This is a genomic window from Nocardia sp. NPDC055029 (assembly GCF_053608525.1).
In genome coordinates this window covers 67631-87753 of sequence record NZ_JBSGVQ010000007.1, presented here as the reverse complement: position 1 = coordinate 87753, position 20123 = coordinate 67631, and the positions used below count along the sequence as shown (strand labels likewise).

Below are 20123 nucleotides of genomic sequence, written 5' to 3'. Positions count from 1 at the left end.
GGATGTGGAGCATCAGCGGGGTGGACCAGCGGATCGGTCTCTTGATCGGCCAGGCGTCATTCGGCACCCCATGGCGTACTTGCCCCTCGACCCGTCGCTGCTCGACCACGCCTGCGCTTCCAGGTCGCGGAGTTGATCACCAGTACCAAGGGCGTTATCCCATCGATCCGACATCCTCGGCGTTCCCGCTCGTGGTTGGGTCGATGTCGTCGATCGTGCGCGCCAGGCGTGACGCCACTTCGCTGTCGTCGTGAACCGACAAGGCCTGGTTGACGATCAGCCAATCCGGGATGTCGTCGCCGCGGACGTACTTGCAAAAGCAGTTGTAGATCGCGTAATAGGCGAACTCGACCGAGTCCGGGAATGCCAGATCGTCGTCTTGCAGCGCGGTGATGGGCTCAAGGTATCGGCTGCCGATATCCGCGAGATCCACACCGGCGCGAGCGGAGCGAAGGGCATCGGCCGGAAGCTCGACATCCACGTGGTGCCACATCCCGACAACCGAGTCGCGGTAGCGAAGCGGGGCGGGCTCGCCCCGAATAAAGCCGATCCAGGTCGGCAGGGCATCCTCGCATAGCGAAAGGTGAACCTGTCGTCGGCGATCAGCTCCCAGTTGGAAGAACAGTTCCCTCGGCGTCATGAGCGATTCTAACGAAACGTCAGGACTCGGCCGACAACGTGCGCCCCGTGGCCAACAAGCACACTCATCCTCCGCGGAAGATCAACGGGCCGAGCGTCCTACAGCCTCCTGCAGTACGCGCTCATGCCGATGCGCTGCGCTTGAGACTGGGCCAGCACCGACACAACTCGTCCCCGTCGCGCCACAGCACCGCAACTACGAGATCAATTCCTGGACCAAGGCGTTCAAGCGGTCAGGCGCTGCGCTCGGTTCGGGAATCTTGCGATGGCTTCGGCCAGCGCGTCCGCAACTGGGGGGATCGTGGACCGATCGAGCAGTGCCTCGAACGCTTCGTTGGTCGGGAACCGAGCGAGGATTCCCGCGAGAAACGCAACCTCCTTGTCGGCGCGCGAGGTCGTGCCGTATTCGAGCAACTCGCTGTCGAGCTTGGATACAATGACGGGCGTCGATGCCGCGCCGAGCCAGCGCTGCCGCACCACCTCGGGCTCCAAGCCACCGGGATTATTGGCGGTGATCCATTCCTCGCTCCACAGCTCCAGCCACGGTCGCCAGTTCATTCCATGAACGCTACGAGTAGACGCCGACAAGTTCGGCATGCGTGATGGGGCAGATGTCCGTCCGGCGATTGTCGTCAAGGCCGGCATGCCGAGTTCTGTCGCTGTGGAGCCCGTTGCAGGCTGGCGTCGTGGATAATGCTCGCGGGCAGGTCCCGACCGGTGAGCTTGGCTATCGTGGAGGCGTGGGCATCATGGGCGAACTGTTTCCGGGTAAGAAGCTGCAGAACGAAGGCAGTGGTGACAGCGATGGCCAGGGCCACCATCCCGCGCTGGCGATCGACCTCGATGCGGGTGTGGTCCGGCTGTCCGGCCCCGGTACGCATCCGAACCCGCCGCAAGATTCCGACGACGACTGACCTGGAGCAGCGGCCGGTCACCAGCGGTTGCTGCCGGTGGTCGATCCGAGTGCGCGGTCGAGGCGCCGGCGCAGCGAGTTCCGCTTCCTCACGACGGCATCCAGGTCGGCAGTCGTTCAGGGAATCAGTGCTCTGACCTCCTCGGCTGACGAGCAGGTCAGCGCGCGGGTGGCGAGTGCGCGGCACGATGTCGAATCCAGTTCCCGGACGGCGGCTTTCACCAGTGGGATCGAGGGCGGGCCGACGCTGAGCTCGTGGACGCCGAGACCGAGCAGCACCGGGGCCGCGGCTGGGTCGGCGGCCGCTTCGCCGCAGACCGCGACTCGTGCCCGGCCCGTGGCTGCCCGGCTCACGGTGTCGATCAGATGCAGGACGCCGGGGTCGAGGGGGTCGGCGAGGGAGCCGAGGGATTCGTTGCCTCGTTCGGCGGCCATGGCGTATTGGGTGAGGTCGTTGGTGCCGATGCTGAGGAAGTCGACGTGGTCGGCGAAGGCGGCGGTTTTGGCCGCGGTCGCGGGGACCTCCACCATGATGCCGATGTCCAGCGGAATGTTCTGCGGGACAACTTCACTCAGAATGCGGCGGGCCTCCAGGAGCTCCGACAGCTGGGTCACCATCGGGAACATCACCCCGACGGGGTGGTCGGCGGCGACCCGGCCGATCGCGGTCAGCTGATCGCGCAGCAGCTCGGGGCGCGCGAGGGTGAGGCGGATACCGCGCACGCCGAGGAATGGATTCGCTTCGGGCGCCTGCTCGATGTAGGGCAGCGGTTTGTCGCCGCCGACGTCGAGGGTGCGCAGGATCAGTTTGCGCCCGTCGAGGGCCTCGGCCAGAGCGCGGTAGGCCTGTTCCTGTTCGTCGATCGATGGCGCGTCCGCCCGGCCGAGGAACAGCAATTCGGTGCGGACCAGCCCGGCGAGGTCGGCGCCGTTGCGCACGGCCGCGGACGCGTCGGCGAGATCGCTGACATTCGCCGCCACGTGCACGGTAACGCGGTCGCGGGTGACGGCGGGCTTGCCTGCGGCTACGAGCGCGGCGTCGCGCTGATGCTGTTGCGCCACAGCACGTTCGGTGAACTCGGCCAGTACCTCAGGGTCCGGATCGATGACCAGCGCACCGGTTTGTCCGTCCAGCGCGACGGTGGTCCCCGCCACGGTCTCCAGCACGCGCGGGCCCGCGCCGACCACTGCGGGAATCCCGTGCGCGCGCACCAGAATCGTGCTGTGCGCGGTCGGGCTCCCGTTGGCCAGCACGATGCCGGTGACCTGTGCCCGATCCAGCGCGGCGGCCTGGGCCGGGGTGAGATCCGCGGCGACGAGAACGCCTGCGCGGCTGACCAACCGCGTCGCACGCCCCGTCAGTTCGGCCAGCACCTGGTCGCGCACGGCCCGCACATCACCAGCGCGCGCTCGCTGGTACTCGTCGGGCAGCCGATCCAGTTCCGCCGCACCGGCATCGAGCACGCCGGCCCAGGCGAGGGCAGCGCCTGTCCCCGTGGCGATCCGGGAATGGACGGCGTCGAGCACTTCCGTGTCGTCCAGCAGCACCTGATGCGCCGCGAAGATGCCCGCCTCCGTCCCGGCGGTGACCCGTAGCCGGTCGATTTCGGCGCGCACCCTGCTGATGGCGGCATCGAGCCTGCGTCGCTCGCCTGCAGGAGTCTCGGCTCGTCCGGGATCGTCGAGGTCGGTGGTGTCGAACCGCGCGGCGGCGAGCTGCCAGCTCGGCCCGATTCCGATGCCGGGTGAGGCGGGCAGCGGACCGGTCCCGCGCGCAACGGGCGCGACCTCGGCGACGAGGCCGGGTGCTTCGTCGAAATGGCGTGCGGCGAGGGCGAGTACCCGGTCCACGGCCTCCGCCGCGTCGGCCCCGGTCGCCGCGACTTCGAGGCGATGACCGGCCAGTGCGCCCAGCGCGGCGAGCCGGCTCAGACTCGAGGCGGGCGCGGGACCGGCGCCGGTGGTGAGATTGCCCAGCAGCACGGAACTGTCGAGTCCGCGGACCGCGCCGACCAGCCGGGCCGCGGGCCTGGCATGCAGACCGTGCGGATTGTCGACGATGAATTCGGCCCGTGACACCGGGCCGGACTCGGCGACGGCGAACCCCCGGCCGTTCCACTCGATCTCGCGGGCGAGGTCGGCGGCTCGCTGTACCTTTTCGCGCTCCGAAGTCCCGGGGGCACTCCCGGCACCCGCACCCGCACCCGCACCGAGGTGAGTCTGCTTGCCCACCAGTGCATTCGATGCCTCGGCCGCTACCTCGTCCAGATCGGCCCCGCCCGCCGCCGACACCGCGGCCGCGATCAGACCTTCGACGAACGGCGCCGCGCACAGCCGCACCCGATGATCCCCCGCCAGCAACTCCAGCGCGAGTTCGGCCGAGAGCATCGCACTGCCCAGATCCATCAGCACCAGCACCCCGTCGCCGCTGTCGGCGGCGGCGATGGCCTCCGACACGGCGACGGCGTCGGTGCCGAAGGTCTGCTCGTCCAGCCCGGCCGCGATCTCGATCCGCACCGGCTGCTCGCGCAGCATCTCCCCGGCCAGCGCGGCTGCCGCGTGTGCGAGCGTGTGACTGTGCGAGACCGCGACGATCCCGATCACCGCAGCGCCTGCCTGGCCGCGGCGACGAGCAAGGTCACGCTGGTCGCGCCCGGATCCTGGTGTCCCGCACTACGTTCCCCCAGATAGGAAGCACGGCCTTTGCGGGCGACGAGGGGGATGGTCGCGTCGCGGCCGGTCGTCGCCGCGGCCAGCGCGGCATCCAGTGCCACCGCCAGGTCTGCTCCGGCGGCAAGCTGCTCGTCGAGGGCGTCGGCCGCGGGCGCGAGCGCGTCGACCATCGTCTTGTCGCCCAATTCGGCCTTGCCCCGGGCGACCACGCCGCCGAGACCGGCCCGGAAGGCCGCGGCGAAGGTCGGCCCGTCGAGCTCGCCGTCGCCGGTCGCGGTGGCACCGCGCAGGAAGAACGTGCCGTAGAGCGGTCCGCTCGCGCCGCCGACGCTACGAACCAGGACCATGCCGACCTGTTTGAGTACCGCGCCCGCGGTCGGCTGGGGATCGTCATCGAGTGCGGCGACGACGGCCGCGGTGCCGCGCCGCATATTGCTGCCGTGGTCGGCGTCACCGATGGCGGCGTCGAGCGCGGTGAGTTCGTCGGCGTGTTCGTCGATCAGCGCGGCGAACGCACGCAGCCACCGCGTCGCATCGATCGTTGTCATCAGGCTCCCCAGCGCAGGGCGGGGGTGCGCACCGGCGCGTCCCACAGCGACAGCAGGTCGTCGTCGAGCTTGGTCAGCGTCACCGAACACCCGGCCATCTCCAGCGAGGTGATGTAGGGGCCGACCAGTGAGCGCGCGATCTCGACGCCGTGTCCGGCGAGGATCCGGGCGACCTCGCCGAACACGATGTACAGCTCGAGCAGCGGGGTGCCACCCAGCCCGTTGACGAAGCAGATCACCCGGTCGCCCCTGGCGAACGGCAGATCGGCGAGGACCGGCTCGACCAGCATCGCGGCCACTTCCTTCGCGGGCGCGAGTGCCGTGCGGCGGCGCCCCGGCTCGCCGTGGATGCCGACGCCGATCTCCATTTCGTCCTCGCCGAGCGCGAAGGTGGGCTTGCCCGCGGCGGGGACGGTGCACGAGGTCAGTGCCATTCCCATACTCCGGGTGCGCTCGTTCACCGTGCGCGCGACCTCGGCCACCGCCGCCAGCGGCCTGCCCTGTTCGGCCGCCGCCCCCGCGATCTTCTCCACCACCACGGTCCCGCCGACACCACGACGGCCCGCGGTGTACAGGCTGTCCTGCACGGCGACGTCGTCGTCGATGATCACCGACAGCACCGTGGCGCCGGTCTCGGCGGCGGCCAGTTCGGCGGCCATCTCGAAGTTCATCACGTCACCGGTGTAGTTCTTGACCAGGTGCAGCACCCCGGCGCCCGCGTCGACGGCGCTGGTCGCTGCCAGGATCTGGTCCGGCACCGGCGAGGTGAAAACCTCACCGGCGCAGGCGGCGTCGAGCATGCCGAAGCCGACGAACCCACCGTGCAGCGGCTCGTGCCCGGACCCGCCGCCCGAGAGCAGCGCCACTTTTCCCGGTGTCGGCGGCTCGGCGCGCAACACCAGCCGGTTGTCCAGGTCGACTCGCAGCTCCGGATGCGCCGCGGCCAGACCGAACAGCGCGTCGTGGATCACCGTCGCCGGATCATTGATCAGCTTCTTCATCTGCGCTCTCCTCAGATGGCCCGTGGGATCGATTCTGCCTGGGTCCGCGGACCCCGCGAGCGATTCCTCGAAAGGGCACCCTCGACCGGCGCGCCGCCCACGCCCGTTTCCGCAGGCCGGTGCCGCCGAATTCCGCTATCGCTGCGCGGAAGCATTGCGCCTGGTCACGACAGTGGCGATAGTTCACGGCACCCGTCGAGAGGGAGTCGCCATGACCACCACCGAACCACCGCGTTCCGGCGCGCAAGCAGTCGACCGCGCGGTGCATGTGCTGAACTGCTTCCACGGGGGCGATCCTGAGCTGTCGCTGAGCGAGCTGGCGCAGCGATCGGGACTGCCGGTGAGCACCACCTTCCGGCTCGCGCAGGCCCTGGTGCGCGGCAGGCTGCTCGAGCAGGACCCGGCCACCGACCGCTACCGGATCGGGCACGGTCTGGCCTGCCTGGCCAGGCCCGCGCTGTCGCGGCTCGGCCTCGATGCCGCCGCGCCGCACCTGTACGCGCTCGCCGCCGGCATCAAGATCACCGTCAGCCTGAGTGTGCCCGATGCGGAGGAAGCCCTCACCGTCTTCCACGCGAGGCCGCCGGTATCCTTCTGCCACAACCAGATTCCGCAGGAACGCCGACCGCTCACTGCCAGCGCCGTCGGCCACGCGCTGCTCGCGCACACACCGGCCAGGGCCGACCGCGGCAACGGCGAACTGTTCGACACCGTGCGCAGGCGCGGGTTCGCGGTGGAGGAGATCGACAGCGACGAACCGATCCGCGCGATCGCCGTCCCCGTGCTCGGGCCCGACAAGCAGGTGTGGGGCGCGCTGGGTGTGCAGGCGCGCGCGGTGCGCCTCGACCGCGATCTCGTGCGGGCCGTCGTCCCCGCGATGCACCAGATCGCCGTGCGGATCGGTCCGTATTTCCACACCGCCGCCGCTGGTACGGGATTCGGCTCACCATGATTTCCACGATGCGAAAACACCATTGCCCGGTCGATATCGGCAGGCGCACTATGTAATTCGATGCGGCGCATCCTTCGTCGCACCTGTAAGGAAAGTCTCGACATGATCGAATCCCCCGCGCTCGTCCGCCGCCGAACGGTGGACCTGATGCGCCTGTCTCCCGGATTCTGTCGCAGCTGACAGCGCGGCGGCATTCTCCGTCGCCGATTCGCCTTTTCTCGCTCCCCGGTAATCCCCTCGCGCGGATCGTCGCGGCGTGCCCACGTGTGGCTCGCCGCGCGGTCACGCGTGCCGTCGAAAGAACCCCCATCATGTTGTCCACCATCTTCCGACGACGTCCGCTGCGTGCGCTCGCCGCCGCGCTCGTCGCTCCCGCCGCCCTCGCGGTGGTCACCGCGTGCGGCGCCGCCGAGGCGCCGACGACCGCCGACGGCAAGACCGTGCTGCGCTATCAGGGCCAGACCGGCCTGGTCACCGCCTACGAACTCGCCGACAACCTCGGCTACTTCAGCAAGATCAGCTTGCGGTGGGAGGGTGATACCACCAGCGGACCGGCCAATATCCAGGCCGCCGCCACCAAACAGATCGAATTCGGCAGCGCGTTCAACGGCGCGGTGGTCAAGCTCGCCGCCGGTGGCGCCCCCGTGCAGTCGGTACTGAGTTCCTACGGTTCCGACGCCAAGTCCTACACCGGCTACTTCGTCCGCGAGGACTCCGGGATCACCAGCGCCCGCGACCTGATCGGCAAGAAGGTCGGCGTCAACACCCTCGGCGCGCACCACGAGTTCGTCACCCGTGAATGGCTGCACCGGCAGGGCCTGACCGAGGCCGAGATCAAGCAGGTCCAGCTGATCGTGGTGCCGCCGGTCAATACCGAGGAAGCGTTGCGCAGCGGTCAGATCGACGTCGGCGCGCTGAACAGCGTGTGGCGCGAGACCGCCGTCGGGCGCGGTGGGGTGCGACCGCTGTTCACCGACACCGCCATCTTCGGCGAATTCGATTACGGCACCTATGTTTTCCGCAAGGATTTCATCGCGGAGAACCCCGAAGCGGTCAAGGATTTCGTGCAGGGCACGGCCCGTGCGACCCGCTGGCTGCAGATCACGCCGCGCGATGAGGTGATCGCCAAGTTCACCGACATCATCACCAAGCGCGGCCGCAACGAGAATCTGAAACTGCTCGACTACTGGCGCAGCTCCGGCATTCCGGTGCCGGGTGCGGTGATCGCGGACAAGGAGATCCAGATCTGGATCGACTGGCTCGAGCGCAACGGGGAACTGCCCAAGGGCAAGATCGCCGCCACCGATCTGTTCACCAACAAGGACAACCCCTACGCCAACGGCACCTACCAGCCGGCCAGCGGCCCGACCGGAGAGGTGGTGGCCGCGAAATGAGCAGCACCACAGCCAAACTCGCGCTGCACGGGGTAGGCAAGCAGTTCGCCGTCCGTGGCGCGGCCGAGAAGTTCACCGCGATCGACGACATCACGATCGAGGTCGGGGCCGGCGAATTCCTCGTCCTGGTCGGGCCGAGCGGTTCCGGCAAGTCCACCCTGCTCGACCTGCTCGGCGGCCTGAGCACACCGAGCTCGGGGCAGATCCTGCTCGACGGCGCACCGATCACCGGCCCCGGCCTCGACCGCGGTGTGGTGTTCCAGCAGTACGCGCTGCTGCCGTGGCGCACCGCCCGCGCCAATATCCAGTTCGGGCTCGAAGCCAAGGGTGTCGCCCGCAAGGAGCGCAGGCAGATCGCCGACCACTACCTGGAACTGGTCGGCCTGGCCGGGTTCGGCGACCGCTACCCGCACGAGCTGTCCGGCGGCATGAAGCAGCGCGTCGCGATCGCCCGCAGCCTGGCCTTCGACCCGGAGGTCCTGCTGATGGACGAACCGTTCGCCGCGCTCGACGCCCAGACCAGGGAGTCGCTGCAGGACGAACTGCTGCGCATCTGGCGCACGACCGGCAAGACCATCCTGTTCATCACCCACGGCATCGACGAGGCCGTGTATCTCGGTCAGCGCGTCGCGGTGCTCACCTCCCGGCCGGGCCGGGTCAAGGCCGTGATCGACATCGACATCGACCGCACCGGCGACAACGATGTCCGCTCCAGCGAACAGTTCCGCGACTACCGCCACCGCATCTGGACCGAACTGCAGAGCGAGGTGAGCCGGGCCCAGCGGCTCGAGCTCGCGACCGACGACAGCGCCGCCGCCGCGGACGCGTCCACCGACAGGAGTCCCGCCCATGTCTAGCGCCGTCCCCCTGCTCGTCCGCCCGAGCGAGGTCACCGCCGAACCGGCCACGCCCCGCGGCGCCGTCGCGATCCCCAGGCCGGCCCTCCCGGCCGGGCTCGTCCGCGCCGCCCGCACGAGCGCCACCACCCTGGTGCGCATCACCAAGCCCCTGCTCGCCTTCGTACTGCTGCTCGGCGCGTGGGAACTCGCGCCGCGCCTCGGCGTGGTCGACGAGGTGTTCCTGCCACCGTTCTCGGTGGTCGTGCAGGCCTTCGCCGAACTCACCGCCAACGGGCAACTGGGCGAGCATGTTTCGGCCAGCCTCACCCGCTCGGTCACCGGTTTCTCCATCGCCCTGGTGATCGCGGTGCCGGTGGGGATCGCCATCGCCTGGTACAAGCCGGTGTCGGATTTCCTGAATCCGGTCCTCGAGCTGTTCCGCAACACCGCCGCGTTGGCGCTGCTGCCGGTGTTCGTCCTGATTCTCGGGATCGGCGAGACGTCGAAGATCGCGCTGATCGGCTACGCCACCTTCTTCCCGATCCTGCTCAACACCATCACCGGCGTCCGCACCGTCGATCCGCTGCTGGTGAAATCGGCGGTGTCGCTCGGCTTCTCGCCGATCAGGCTGTTCCAGAAGGTGATCCTGCCCGCGGCAGTCCCGTCCATCTTCACCGGAATCAGGATGGCAGCGGCTGGCTCGATCCTCGTGCTCATCGCCGCGGAGATGGTCGGCGCCCGCGCCGGCCTCGGCTACCTCATCACCGCCGCCCAGCAGAACTTCCAGATCCCGCAGATGTACGCGGGCATCGTGGCCATCTCGCTGATCGGCCTCGGTTTCAACTTCGCCCTCGTCGCACTGGAACGCCGCCTGTCGCGCTGGCGCACCTCACCGGCCGACGCCTGACCAGGAGTTCCCCATGTCCCGCAAGACCTTCCATCTCAACGCCTTCCTGATGGGCGTCGGCCACCACGAGGCCGCCTGGCGCCACCCGCGCACCGACGCGCACCGCGTGCTCGACGTCCGGCATTTCCAGAACCTGGCCCGCATCGCCGAGCGGGGCAAGCTCGACTCGGTGTTCTTCGCCGACACCCTCGCCGTCGGCCCGCGCATCGAACGCAATACTCTCGCGGTGTTCGAGCCGGTGACGCTGCTGTCGGCGATCGCCACCGCCACCGAGCGGATCGGCCTGATCGCCACCGCCTCGACCAGCTACAACGAGCCGTTCAACCTGGCCCGCAAGTTCGCCTCGCTCGACCACATCAGCGCGGGCAGGGCGGGGTGGAACATCGTCACTTCCGGCAGTGTCGACGAGGCCTACAACTTCGGCCTCGACGCGATTCCCGAGCACGCCCGTCGCTACGAGCGGGCAGAGGAGTTCGTCGACGTGGCTGTCGCGCTCTGGGACAGCTGGGAATCCGAGGCGATCGTGCTCGACACCAAGGCGGGCGTCTTCGCCGACCCCACCCGGGTGCACACCCTCGACTACGCCGGGGAGCGATTCCGGGTGCGCGGGCCGCTGAATTCGCCGCGCGGACCGCAGGGCAGGCCGCTGCTGGTGCAGGCGGGGTCATCGGAGTCGGGCAAGGAGTTCGCCGCGCACCGTGCCGAGGCGGTGTTCACCGCGCAACGCACCGTGGAAGAGGGCGTCCGGTTCTACCGCGATCTCAAGGCACGGCTGGCGAAGTACGGTCGCGCCGAGCACGAACTCAAGGTGCTGCCCGGCCTCGTTCCGTTCATCGCCGACACCGTCGAGGAGGCCAGAGCGCTCGAGCAGGAGTTCACCGACCTGATCTCGCCCGACTACGCGCTGCGCCAGCTCTCGTCCATGCTCGGCGTCGACCTCACCGCGCACGCACTGGACGCACCGCTGCCCCCGTTGCCCGCCGAGAGCGAGATAGAGGGTGGCAAGAGCCGCTTCACGCTGGTCAAGGAGCTGGCCGAAACCGAGGATCTCACGGTGCGCCAGCTCATCGGCAAGCTGGGCGGCGGCCGTGGACACCGTACGTTCGCCGGTACCCCCGAGCAGGTGGCCGACGAGCTGCACACCTGGTTCGACGCGGGCGCGGCCGACGGCTTCAACATCATGCCGCCGTACCTGCCCGGCGGCCTCGAGGACTTCGTCGACCGGGTGGTGCCGATCCTGCAGGAACGCGGCCTGTTCCGCGCCGACTACGAATCCACAACGCTGCGTGGTCATTACGGGCTCGACCCCGTCGAAAGCCAGTTCGCCCAGCGTGATTCACGGGTGAGCGCCTGATGCACACCCGGCGACTCGACATCGAGCTCATGCGGGTGGTGAGCAGCGCCTGTCCGGGCCGATGACCACCCACGCCCCAGCCTGCTCCACCGAAGGACCAACGACATGACCACCATCGAAAGCCCCCGCACCGCCACCACGCTGGAGATCGCCCCGGTCGCCGGGCACATCGGCGCCGAAGTCACCGGCATCGACCTGCGCCAGGAACTGACCGACGCCCACGTCGACGAGCTCACCGCGGCATTGCACCGGCACAAGGTGCTGTTCTTCCGTGATCAGCAGATCGGCCACGCCGAGCAGATCGCGTTCTCCCGCCGCTTCGGCGCCGTCACCCCGTCACACCCCTACGACGACGACGCGCCCACCGAGCACCCGGAGATCCTCGCCGTCGACAGCCGCCTCTACGAGAAGCGATTCGGCCGCAAGAAGTTCAGCTACACCAACCAGTGGCATACCGATGTCTCCCCGCTGATCAACCCGCCCGCCGCCTCCATCCTGCGCGCGGAGATCGCCCCGGAGCGTGGCGGCGACACCCAGTGGACCAATCTGGCCGCCGCCTACGCCGGGCTGCCGGAATCGCTGCGCACCTTCCTCGACGGCCTGCGCGCCGAACACCGCTTCGGTGGCCGGATCCCGCCGTGGGACGCCGACAGCGACTACGCCCGCAAGATCGCGGCCTCGCCGCTGGTGACCGAGCACCCGGTGGTGCGGGTGCATCCGGTGACCGGTGAGCGGGTGCTGTTCGTCAATCCCGGCTTCACCACCCGGATCATCGGCCTGACCCCACCACAGAGCGATGCCCTGCTGCAGCTGCTCTTCGACGAGATCTCCCACCCCGCCTACACCGTCCGGTTCCGGTGGGACAAGGGCAGCATCGCGTTCTGGGACAACCGGGCCACCGCCCACCTGGCCCCGAGCGACCTCGATCATCTCGACGTCACCCGGGTGCTCTACCGCACCACCCTCGAGGGCGATATCCCGGTCGGCGTCGACGGTGTGGCGTCCAGCTCGGTGGCCGGCGCGAAATTCACCGGCGCCTGACAACCCCTCCGGTGCCCGGTCTTCCGGGCCGGGCACCGGTTTTTCGACAGGAGAACGATTCGATGAGCGAAACCTGGCACGCGAGTACGGATGTCCTGGTGATCGGCGGCGGTCCGGCCGCCTCCTGGGCGGCGATCCACGCCCGGGAGTCCGGCGCCGACGTGATCCTGGTCGACAAGGGGTACTGCGGAACCAGTGGCGCCACGGCACCGTCGGGCACCGGCGTCTGGTACGTCGCACCGGAAGCCGAGGCGCGCGCGTCGGCCAAGGCGGCCCGCGAAGCGCTGGGCGGCCACCTCGCCGACCACTACTGGATGGACCGCGTCCTCGACCAGACCTACACGAACATGAACCGGCTCGCCGTCGAAGGCCGCTACCCGTTCCCGGTCGACCCGGCGACCGGCGAGCAATGGCGCACCGGTGTGCAGGGGCCGGAGTACATGCGCCGGATGCGCGCCTGGCTCCAACGGATCGGCGTCCGAATCCACGATCACTCCCCCGCACTGGAACTGCTCGTCGACGACGCGGGCGCGGTGCGCGGCGCCGCGGGTCACCAGCGTCAGCTCGACCGCGACTACCGGATCACCGCGGGCGCGGTGGTGCTGGCCTCCGGTGGCTGCGCGTTCCTGTCCGGGGCGCTTGGCACCAATGTCGACACCGGCGACGGCGCGCTGATGGCCGCGGAGGTCGGCGCCAGGTTCTCGGGGATGGAATTCTCCAACGCCTACGCGATCGTGCCGAAGGGCTCCACGATCACCAAGACCGCGTACTACGGCTACGCCACCTTCTTCGGCGAGGACGGACGGGTACTGGAGGACGCGGGCTCCACCAGGGGCCGGTCGGTGATCGCGCGAACCCTGGTGCAGGAGAAGGTGTTCGCTCAGCTCGATCGCGCCGACGCGACGGTGCAGGCGCAGATGCGCCTCGGTCAGCCGAACTTCTTCCTCCAGTTCGACCGGCGCGGCATCGACCCGTTCACCCAGCGTTTCGAGATCGACCTGCTCGCCGAGGGCACCGTACGCGGCACCGGCGGCCTCGATGTGGTCGACGACGACTGCGCCACCACGGTTCCCGGCTTGTTCGCGGCAGGCGACGCGGCGACCAGGGAGCGCATCTGTGGCGGCTTCACCGGCGGCGGAAGTCACAATGCGGCGTGGGCGATGTCGTCGGGCAGCTGGGCCGGGGCGGGCGCCGCGCGCCATGCCCGCTCGGCGTCGCCTGGCGGCGAGGTCGAGGGCGCGGGCCGAGTCGGGTTGCGGCCCACCGGTTCCGGATCACTGACCGCCGCCGAGGTGGTGACGGCCGCGCAGCACGAGCTGATCCCGTTCGAGAAGAACTATCTGCGCCACGGCGATCGGCTGCGGCCCGCGCTCGCCCGCCTGGACGAGCTGTGGAACGCGGCAGCCGCGGAATTGGGTGGGGCGACCGGCGACGAGCGGGTGCGGGCCAGGCAGGCCGCGGCGATCACCGCGGTGGGCAGGCTGATGTATCGATCGACGTTGTCGCGCACCGAGACTCGCGGCATGAGCAAACGCGCCGACCATCCCGGCACCGACCCGGCACAGCATCACCATGTGGTCGCCGGCGGACTCGACACACCGTGGACCGGCACGGCGCAGACCCACAACTCCGGCCTGGCGGTGGCGTCGTGATCGAACTGCTGCGGGCACAGGACTGCATCGGCTGCGACAAGTGCGTGCTGGCCTGCCCCACCAACGTCTTCGACCGCACCGACACCGGAATACCGGTTATCGCACGGCAATCCGATTGCCAGACCTGCTTCATGTGCGAGGCCTACTGCCCGGCGGACGCGCTCTACGTCGCTCCCGATGCCGCGCCGCTCGCACCGACGGCCACGCTGCCGACCGAGCAGATCGGCCGATACCGCGAGAAGCTCGGCTGGGGCAACGGCCGAACCGCGGGCGCCCGTCTCGCGGTGGGTCCACGCCTACCGCACGGCGCACCGCCGCCCCGGCTCAACCCCTGAGAACGTCCTCCGGCCACCTCAGCGCGCCGAAGAGCGGATCGTCGTAGACGGTGGGTTCGACGACCGGCTCCGGCACCCGGAGCAGGTCGGCGGTACTCACCTCGGCGAAGTCGTATCGCCCGCTCTCGCACTGCAATTCGACCAGCTTGATCGCCGAGACCGTGTCGTCGAGGGTGAAGTCGGCGAAGCCGTCCTCCGCGAACGCCGCGCGCAGCGGCTCGACCGGCATGGGGCGGGTGGCGTGGGCCAGTGCCAGATACGGGCGCAGCGGCTCACCGAATTCGGGAATCCGCTCCCGGATCCACACGTCGGTCAGCGCGCCGGTCAGGTCCGTGCGCACACTCAGCAGCTCCGCGGGCAGGGCGATCGGCAGGCGGACCGAGTCGGCGGCGACCACCGGCGGGCCGAACGCGATCTGGAACGGCGCGTGGTCGGCCAGCCGCGCCCTGGCGCCGGCGACCAGCGCCGCCAGGTGCACCCCCTTCACCCCGTCGACGAAGCCGATCCCCTGCACGCCGATGCGCAGGCGGGCCGCGTCGACCTGCTCGAGCCCGGGCAGGCGGGCGATGGTGGGTGCGAAGATCTCCACCAGCTTGTCGGCGACCGGCTGGGTCGGGGTGACCTGCCAGTCATAGAACGAACGTCCCGGAGTCCACCCCGGTCGCCACCACCAGCGGCTGGCAACAGTCATCTCGCCCGCGATCATGGTCCCACCTCCCGATCTCCGCCGCCGCTTCCAGCGACCACCCGGACCGGCAGATCTGTCCGCCATCGACAGCTTCGACCAGTCACCCCGACACGCACCGGACACGATCGGCACCAATGCTGCGATGCCAGTTACCTCTCAGCGACGCTATTACCGGCACGGGGCACCCGCAACACGGCGAGACCGATCCGTTGTACCTTCGATCCCTAGTCCACGCTTTTCACGGCGACCGGCCGACTCGCACTACACTGACCGTCATGCCTGTTCGTCGGCTGATCGCGCTGTCCGCGTTTGCCCTCCTGCTTCCCTTCGCCGCGTCCGCCTGCACCATGACGGGCCACGGCACCACCTCCGAGTGCACCGTCAGCGGCTGCACCGTCACCTTCGATCGCGGGGTGAACGCGAAGGCCTCGGTCCTCGGCATCGATGCCGAACTGGTCGCCGTCGACGGTGACGTGGTCACCTTGAGCGTCGGCGGTCAGCAGGTCACGGTGCCGGTCGGGCAGTCGCAGGCATCCAACGGCATGGATGTCCGGGTCAGGGAAGTGACCCAGGACAAGGTCGTCGTCGTGCTGTCGACGGGCCTGAACCAGAACTGACGCAACGGATTCGCGGGCCTGATCAGCCCAGCACGTTCGGCTGGTCAAGGATCCAGCGCCAGCTACCGTCGGGCTGCCTGCGCGCCACCTCGACGGTGGCGCCGGTGCCGCCGGGCAGCCGCGACGAGGTGAGTGCGAGATCGCCTGCTTGCAGAGCGGGCGCCTGGGGCCCCGGCTGGAACACCGGACGGTCGGCAACCAGGCGCGCGTAGGCTGCCCGGATCTCCTCGATCCCCGTCGCCACGACCCCGTGCGGCAGGGCGAGCACCGCATCGGATTCGTACAACTCGACCAGGCCCTCCACGTCGCCGGCATTGAGCCGTTCGACCACCAGCCGGCTCAGATCCTCCGGACGCTGCGCTCGTTCCCGCACGCCGTCGACACTGTCGGTCATCGTCACCCTCCTCGACATGGGCTGTGCGCCAACGGTAACGCCGGGGTCCGACAGAACCGGACGTCCGTCTCAGTGCCCGTCATGCGTGTCCACGGAGAACCGGTACCAGTTCCCGTCGAACGGCGTGTAGACCGGCCGGTACGCCGACGGGACGTGCACCGGCGGGCGGGCACCGGCGGGAAAGTGCGCCAGGCCGCCGAGCGAGTCACCGATCCCGAACAGGCAGCCGCCGTCCCGGCTCGCGATCGAGGACACCCGGACGACCCCCACCCAGCCGCCGTCGGCGTCGTCGCACGACCCATGCGCGGCCTCGCTCATCGCCGATTCCGACAGCCACCACGCCACCCGATCCGGGATGCCCGCCGCCGCGATGCCGATCCCGATCAGGACCACCAGCGGCGCGATCGCCACGGTGCCGTAGCGGCGGTATCGCGCACACCCGATCGGCGCGAAGACCATCCACAGCACCCCGGCGACCAGCAGCGCGAGGACGGCGACGACCACGACAAGCAGGTCGAACTCGGTGGCGTCGTTCAGCAGCAGGGCGAGGATCGCCCCGGTCGCCAGCGTCACCGACGTGCGCATCGCCAGCACCCAGCGCCGGGTCGGTGGCAGGGCCTCGGTCTCCACGGTGGTCATGGCCCCACCCTACGGAGCCCCGGCCGATCCGCCCGCCGGGGAAATGACGAAACCCCCGAAAGCCGAGGGGCTTTCGGGGGTTTCGCGCGCACAGGTCACACCGTCACAGCGGCGGGAATCCCGCAGAGCCGGTCGCCATCCAGTTCCAGAAACCGGCGGCACGGTTGACCAGCAGGGCAATGACGTCGAGAGCAGTGCTTCCCATCAAGCTTCCTAACATTCGGACGAACGATTCGCCTGCCCACCATAGCAACTCGCTGCCGCTGATCACGACGCGATATCGCCGACGTTGGAGCATTACCAGCGAGCGCGCTCGTGTATTCGTCTCGCCGACAACGTGATCGCCGTTTCAGCAGGTGAGGCGGGTGCCGACGCGGAATCTGCCCGATGCCCGAGTTCCGCTCGCGATCGGCACGTCGGACGATCAATTGCCGGTCGAGGCGCATTTTCGACCGGCACGGACGGTCCACAGAATTTCGCCGTCGAAATATATAGTACCGAGGGAGCAAACCTTTCCGAAGTGAGACCGGTGACGCCCGACGAACACGGTGAGGACCGATGGCAGGCAACAGATACGAGCTCCTGCACCGACCCTTGTTCGCCCGCGCCCCGCTCGATCAGGGCAACGCGGCCAGTCGCATCAGCGCCTACATCTACGGCAACGTCCTGATCCTCGCCGCGCTGATCCCGGTCTCGCCGTCCGCCGAGAATGTCGGCATCCTCGTCGTCATCGGCACCGCCTTGTCCACGTTCATCGCGCACTCCTTCGCCGAGAGCGTCGGTCGATCGGTGCGGCACTACCCACCGCGCTTCACCCCACAGCGCTGGGCGAATCTGCGCGACTCGCTGCCCATCCTCAGCTCGGCGGTGGTGCCCTGCGCGATCCTGGCGGCCGCGGCCTTCGGGTGGCTCGAACCGCGCACCGCGCAAATACTCGCGGAGGTGGTGATGCTGGTACGGATCGGCGGCATCGCCTTCGTCATCCATCGGCTCCAGGGGCGAGGTCCCGACCGTTCGACACTGGTCGGAGCGGTACTCCTGAGCTGCGCGGCCACCACCGTCGTGGCGATCAAGGTGATCTTGACCCACTGACCGGCCACGAGATTCACCCGTTCCGGGTGAGGCCGCCGACGCGGTCCGCTGGTTGGCTGAAGTCGGCCGGCCACCGGGCGGACGGTCCGAGGGAGGAGCGCTCGTGAACGCGTACCCACCGATCGACGAGCACGGCATCGTCGGTGATCTCCAGACCGCGGCGCTGGTCTCGGCCGCCGGAACGATCGACTGGTGGTGTGCTCCCCGATTCGATTCCCCCAGCGTGTTCGCCTCGCTGCTCGACAGCGAGAAGGGCGGGTACTGCTCGATCGCCGTCGACACCACCGCCGCGGGCGCCGTCCGGCAGCTCTACCTCCCGGACACGGCCGTCCTGGTCACCCGGTTCTCCGGGCCCGACGGCGTCGGCGAGGTCGCCGACTTCATGGAACCGATCGAGAACACCGCGCCCACCGACCGGCACCGGCTGGTGCGAGTCGTGCGGGTGGTGCGCGGAAGCCTGACCTTCACCCTCGGGTGCCGCCCCCGGTTCGACTACGGACGCGCCACCCACACCCTCGACCGAGCCGACGACCGCACCGCCGTGTTCCGGTCCGCCACCGCCGACCTCCACCTGCAGACCACCGACCCGATCACGCTGCACCCCGACGGCACCGATGTCACCGCGCGATTCACGCTGGCCGCGGGTGAGCGAGCCGCCGTCGTGCTGACGACCACCGCCGCGGGTGGGCCCGCCGCGGCGCCTCCGTCGTGGGATGACATCGCCGAGGAGTTGGACCGGTGCCGTCACTTCTGGCAGGCCTGGTTGCGCTCGTCCACCTACCGCGGCCGCTGGCGCGACGAAGTCAACCGTTCCGCTATCACCCTCAAACTGCTCACCTACGCGCCGACCGGTGCGCCCATCGCGGCGGCCACCATGGGACTGCCCGAGCAGATCGGCGGCGAACGCAACTGGGACTACCGCTACACCTGGATCCGGGATGCCTCCCTCTCGGTCCGGGCCTTGATGGACCTCGGGTTCACCGCGGAGGCCTACGCGTTTCGCCACTGGCTGCGCGACCGGGTCGAGGCGGGCGGGACCGTCTCGGGTGAACCGCTGCAGATCATGTACCGCGTCGACGGCGACCCCCGGCTGGACGAAGTGATCCTGACTCATCTGGAGGGCTACCAGGGTTCGGCGCCGGTACGGGTCGGAAACGGCGCGGCAGACCAGATTCAGCTCGACATCTACGGCGAGGCGGCCGATGCCCTGGCCCAGGCCACCGATCTGGCCGCCATCTCCGGATGGCGGACCTTCACCGGTCTCCTCGACTGGCTCGCCGACAACTGGGACCGACCGGACGAGGGAATCTGGGAAACACGCGGTGGCAAACAGGAATTCACCTACAGCAGGCTGATGACCTGGGTGGCCTTCGACCGCGGCATCCGGATGGCGACCGAGCAGGCCAGACCCGCCGACCTGGCCCGCTGGACGGCCGAACGCGACGCGGTCTTCCGCGAGATCGTCGAGCGGGGCTGGAGCGAGCAGCGCCAGGCGTTCGTGCAGCACTACGCCACCGAGGTCCTCGACGCGTCGCTGCTGCTCATGCCCCGCATGGGCTTCCTGTCACCGACCGACCCGATGTGGCTGAGCACCCTCGACGCGATGGACCGGGAGCTCGTCAGCGACAGCCTGGTCTACCGCTACGACCCCGAGGCATCGCCGGACGGTCTGCGCGGGACCGAAGGCACCTTCAATCTGTGCAGCTTTCTGTACGTGGAAGCCCTCGCGCGGACCGGACGGCTGCAACAGGCCCGCTACGCCTTCGACAAGATGCTTACCTATGCCAATCACGTCGGCCTGTTCGCCGAGGAGATCGGTCCGTCCGGCGAGCAACTGGGCAATTTCCCGCAGGCATTCACCCACCTGGCTCTGATCGCCGCCGCCCTCGCGCTCGACGAGGAACTCGATCGCGCCGAGGCCGAGCCGTCTTCTACAACCACGAGGAGTCGAAAATGACGAGCGATACACCACCGGCGCACCGCCCCCCGCCCGAGGCAGAGCCTTTTCAACGGCAGGCCGTCGCGGAGGGAATATCCGTCGTGGCCGGGTGCATGCTTCTCATCTTGGCGGCAGTCTCGGTCCTGCAGGGTATTTCCGCCCTGCAGAGCGACGAAATATATATCGCCGGAACCGAATATGTGTACAAATTCGACACCACGACCTGGGGCTGGGTCCATGTCGTGCTCGGCGTACTGGCGCTGGTCGTCGGCGTCGGCCTGGTAATGGGGACGACTTGGGGCCGATACAGCGCGCTGGGAGTCGCCGCGTTGGTGATCGTCGCGAATTTCTTGTCCCTGCCCTACTACCCGGCCTGGTCCCTCGTGATCATCGGGCTCAGCGTGGCCGTCATCTGGGCCGTCATGGCCTGGCAGCCCCAACACTGAGTCCATTCCGGCGATGTGCGACGACGATCGGCGGTCCACACGGTGAACGATGACTCCGCG

21 protein-coding genes are annotated in these 20123 nt (G+C 69.0%); 13 read left to right on the top strand and 8 right to left on the bottom strand.

The window, feature by feature from the left end; genetic code table 11:
• Positions 1 to 154 precede the first annotated feature (154 nt).
• On the bottom strand, positions 155 to 640 hold the full coding sequence (locus ACWF9G_RS09085) for a hypothetical protein (RefSeq protein WP_452514651.1): 486 nt from the start codon (positions 638 to 640) through the stop codon (positions 155 to 157).
• Between the two features lie 224 nt (positions 641 to 864).
• Positions 865 to 1197: a hypothetical protein gene (locus tag ACWF9G_RS09080; protein WP_452514650.1), complete on the bottom strand. Its 333-nt coding sequence runs from the start codon at positions 1195 to 1197 to the stop codon at positions 865 to 867.
• Positions 1198 to 1379: 182 nt separating this feature from the next.
• Between ACWF9G_RS09080 and ACWF9G_RS09075 the strand changes: the two genes are divergently transcribed.
• Positions 1380 to 1553, top strand: coding sequence for a hypothetical protein (locus ACWF9G_RS09075; protein WP_379309154.1), 174 nt, complete (start codon positions 1380 to 1382; stop codon positions 1551 to 1553).
• A gap of 116 nt (positions 1554 to 1669) precedes the next feature.
• Here ACWF9G_RS09075 and ptsP read toward each other — a convergent pair whose 3' ends face one another.
• The 3 genes from ptsP to dhaK are packed head-to-tail and all read right to left on the bottom strand — an operon-like array spanning position 1670 to position 5774.
• On the bottom strand, positions 1670 to 4156 hold the full coding sequence (gene ptsP, locus ACWF9G_RS09070) for a phosphoenolpyruvate--protein phosphotransferase (RefSeq protein WP_452514649.1): 2487 nt from the start codon (positions 4154 to 4156) through the stop codon (positions 1670 to 1672).
• Positions 4153 to 4773 carry a dihydroxyacetone kinase subunit DhaL gene (dhaL, locus tag ACWF9G_RS09065; protein WP_452514648.1) on the bottom strand — a complete coding sequence of 207 codons (621 nt, stop codon included), beginning with the start codon at positions 4771 to 4773 and terminating at the stop codon, positions 4153 to 4155. The genes ptsP and dhaL overlap by 4 nt, the downstream gene beginning before the upstream one ends.
• Positions 4773 to 5774: a dihydroxyacetone kinase subunit DhaK gene (gene dhaK, locus ACWF9G_RS09060; protein WP_452514647.1), complete on the bottom strand. Its 1002-nt coding sequence runs from the start codon at positions 5772 to 5774 to the stop codon at positions 4773 to 4775. Before dhaK ends, dhaL begins: the two co-directional genes overlap by 1 nt.
• A gap of 211 nt (positions 5775 to 5985) precedes the next feature.
• Here dhaK and ACWF9G_RS09055 point away from each other — a divergent pair, with 211 nt between their 5' ends.
• The 8 genes from ACWF9G_RS09055 (at position 5986) to ACWF9G_RS09020 (ending at position 14248) form a co-directional block, all read left to right on the top strand.
• On the top strand, positions 5986 to 6726 hold the full coding sequence (locus tag ACWF9G_RS09055) for an IclR family transcriptional regulator (RefSeq protein ID WP_452514646.1): 741 nt from the start codon (positions 5986 to 5988) through the stop codon (positions 6724 to 6726).
• Positions 6727 to 7037: 311 nt separating this feature from the next.
• Positions 7038 to 8120 carry an ABC transporter substrate-binding protein gene (locus tag ACWF9G_RS09050; protein ID WP_452514645.1) on the top strand — a complete coding sequence of 361 codons (1083 nt, stop codon included), beginning with the start codon at positions 7038 to 7040 and terminating at the stop codon, positions 8118 to 8120.
• Complete coding sequence (locus tag ACWF9G_RS09045) at positions 8117 to 8977, top strand: ABC transporter ATP-binding protein (RefSeq protein WP_379309141.1); 861 nt, start codon at positions 8117 to 8119, stop codon at positions 8975 to 8977. Before ACWF9G_RS09050 ends, ACWF9G_RS09045 begins: the two co-directional genes overlap by 4 nt.
• Positions 8970 to 9866 (top strand): ABC transporter permease, encoded by an 897-nt coding sequence (locus ACWF9G_RS09040; protein ID WP_452514644.1) that lies wholly within the window; start codon positions 8970 to 8972, stop codon positions 9864 to 9866. Before ACWF9G_RS09045 ends, ACWF9G_RS09040 begins: the two co-directional genes overlap by 8 nt.
• A 13-nt stretch (positions 9867 to 9879) precedes the next feature.
• Positions 9880 to 11220, top strand: a complete 1341-nt coding sequence (locus tag ACWF9G_RS09035) for an LLM class flavin-dependent oxidoreductase (protein ID WP_452514643.1) — start codon at positions 9880 to 9882, stop codon at positions 11218 to 11220.
• A 105-nt stretch (positions 11221 to 11325) separates the two neighbouring features.
• Entirely contained in the window at positions 11326 to 12261 is a 936-nt protein-coding gene (locus tag ACWF9G_RS09030) for a TauD/TfdA dioxygenase family protein (RefSeq protein WP_452514642.1), read from the top strand.
• A gap of 62 nt (positions 12262 to 12323) precedes the next feature.
• Positions 12324 to 13913 (top strand): FAD-binding protein, encoded by a 1590-nt coding sequence (locus tag ACWF9G_RS09025; RefSeq protein ID WP_452514641.1) that lies wholly within the window; start codon positions 12324 to 12326, stop codon positions 13911 to 13913.
• A complete protein-coding gene (locus ACWF9G_RS09020; RefSeq protein WP_379309136.1) occupies positions 13910 to 14248 on the top strand; it encodes a 4Fe-4S dicluster domain-containing protein in 339 nt (112 codons plus the stop codon). The genes ACWF9G_RS09025 and ACWF9G_RS09020 overlap by 4 nt, the downstream gene beginning before the upstream one ends.
• On the opposite strand, the gene ACWF9G_RS09015 is transcribed toward ACWF9G_RS09020, so the two are convergent.
• Positions 14238 to 14939 (bottom strand): hypothetical protein, encoded by a 702-nt coding sequence (locus tag ACWF9G_RS09015; RefSeq protein ID WP_452514640.1) that lies wholly within the window; start codon positions 14937 to 14939, stop codon positions 14238 to 14240. The two genes, ACWF9G_RS09020 and ACWF9G_RS09015, sit on opposite strands and share 11 nt — an antisense overlap.
• Positions 14940 to 15211: 272 nt before the next feature.
• Here ACWF9G_RS09015 and ACWF9G_RS09010 point away from each other — a divergent pair, with 272 nt between their 5' ends.
• Positions 15212 to 15553, top strand: coding sequence for an LSm family protein (locus ACWF9G_RS09010; protein WP_189028041.1), 342 nt, complete (start codon positions 15212 to 15214; stop codon positions 15551 to 15553).
• A 22-nt stretch (positions 15554 to 15575) separates the two neighbouring features.
• Here ACWF9G_RS09010 and ACWF9G_RS09005 read toward each other — a convergent pair whose 3' ends face one another.
• Complete coding sequence (locus ACWF9G_RS09005) at positions 15576 to 15947, bottom strand: YybH family protein (RefSeq protein WP_452514639.1); 372 nt, start codon at positions 15945 to 15947, stop codon at positions 15576 to 15578.
• A gap of 69 nt (positions 15948 to 16016) precedes the next feature.
• Positions 16017 to 16586 (bottom strand): hypothetical protein, encoded by a 570-nt coding sequence (locus ACWF9G_RS09000; protein ID WP_452514638.1) that lies wholly within the window; start codon positions 16584 to 16586, stop codon positions 16017 to 16019.
• Between the two features lie 558 nt (positions 16587 to 17144).
• Between ACWF9G_RS09000 and ACWF9G_RS08995 the strand changes: the two genes are divergently transcribed.
• From ACWF9G_RS08995 to ACWF9G_RS08985, 3 genes are all read left to right on the top strand, one after another.
• Complete coding sequence (locus tag ACWF9G_RS08995) at positions 17145 to 17678, top strand: hypothetical protein (RefSeq protein ID WP_452514637.1); 534 nt, start codon at positions 17145 to 17147, stop codon at positions 17676 to 17678.
• Between the two features lie 103 nt (positions 17679 to 17781).
• Complete coding sequence (locus tag ACWF9G_RS08990; RefSeq protein WP_452514636.1) at positions 17782 to 19635, top strand: glycoside hydrolase family 15 protein; 1854 nt, start codon at positions 17782 to 17784, stop codon at positions 19633 to 19635.
• Entirely contained in the window at positions 19632 to 20063 is a 432-nt protein-coding gene (locus ACWF9G_RS08985; RefSeq protein WP_452514635.1) for a DUF7144 family membrane protein, read from the top strand. Before ACWF9G_RS08990 ends, ACWF9G_RS08985 begins: the two co-directional genes overlap by 4 nt.
• Positions 20064 to 20123: the final 60 nt, after the last annotated feature.

Coding starts and splice junctions, on each gene's coding strand:
- ACWF9G_RS09035 (WP_452514643.1), top strand. CDS start 9,880: ATGTCCCGCAAGACCTTCCATCTCAACGCCTTCCTGATGGGCGTCGGC.
- ACWF9G_RS09055 (WP_452514646.1), top strand. CDS start 5,986: ATGACCACCACCGAACCACCGCGTTCCGGCGCGCAAGCAGTCGACCGC.
- ACWF9G_RS09050 (WP_452514645.1), top strand. CDS start 7,038: ATGTTGTCCACCATCTTCCGACGACGTCCGCTGCGTGCGCTCGCCGCC.
- ACWF9G_RS09085 (WP_452514651.1), bottom strand. CDS start 640: ATGACGCCGAGGGAACTGTTCTTCCAACTGGGAGCTGATCGCCGACGA.
- ACWF9G_RS09005 (WP_452514639.1), bottom strand. CDS start 15,947: ATGACCGACAGTGTCGACGGCGTGCGGGAACGAGCGCAGCGTCCGGAG.
- ACWF9G_RS09010 (WP_189028041.1), top strand. CDS start 15,212: ATGCCTGTTCGTCGGCTGATCGCGCTGTCCGCGTTTGCCCTCCTGCTT.
- ACWF9G_RS09080 (WP_452514650.1), bottom strand. CDS start 1,197: ATGAACTGGCGACCGTGGCTGGAGCTGTGGAGCGAGGAATGGATCACC.
- dhaL (WP_452514648.1), bottom strand. CDS start 4,773: ATGACAACGATCGATGCGACGCGGTGGCTGCGTGCGTTCGCCGCGCTG.
- ACWF9G_RS08995 (WP_452514637.1), top strand. CDS start 17,145: ATGGCAGGCAACAGATACGAGCTCCTGCACCGACCCTTGTTCGCCCGC.
- ACWF9G_RS08985 (WP_452514635.1), top strand. CDS start 19,632: ATGACGAGCGATACACCACCGGCGCACCGCCCCCCGCCCGAGGCAGAG.
- ACWF9G_RS09015 (WP_452514640.1), bottom strand. CDS start 14,939: ATGACTGTTGCCAGCCGCTGGTGGTGGCGACCGGGGTGGACTCCGGGA.
- ACWF9G_RS09045 (WP_379309141.1), top strand. CDS start 8,117: ATGAGCAGCACCACAGCCAAACTCGCGCTGCACGGGGTAGGCAAGCAG.
- ACWF9G_RS09000 (WP_452514638.1), bottom strand. CDS start 16,586: ATGACCACCGTGGAGACCGAGGCCCTGCCACCGACCCGGCGCTGGGTG.
- ACWF9G_RS09025 (WP_452514641.1), top strand. CDS start 12,324: ATGAGCGAAACCTGGCACGCGAGTACGGATGTCCTGGTGATCGGCGGC.
- dhaK (WP_452514647.1), bottom strand. CDS start 5,774: ATGAAGAAGCTGATCAATGATCCGGCGACGGTGATCCACGACGCGCTG.
- ACWF9G_RS09030 (WP_452514642.1), top strand. CDS start 11,326: ATGACCACCATCGAAAGCCCCCGCACCGCCACCACGCTGGAGATCGCC.
- ACWF9G_RS09040 (WP_452514644.1), top strand. CDS start 8,970: ATGTCTAGCGCCGTCCCCCTGCTCGTCCGCCCGAGCGAGGTCACCGCC.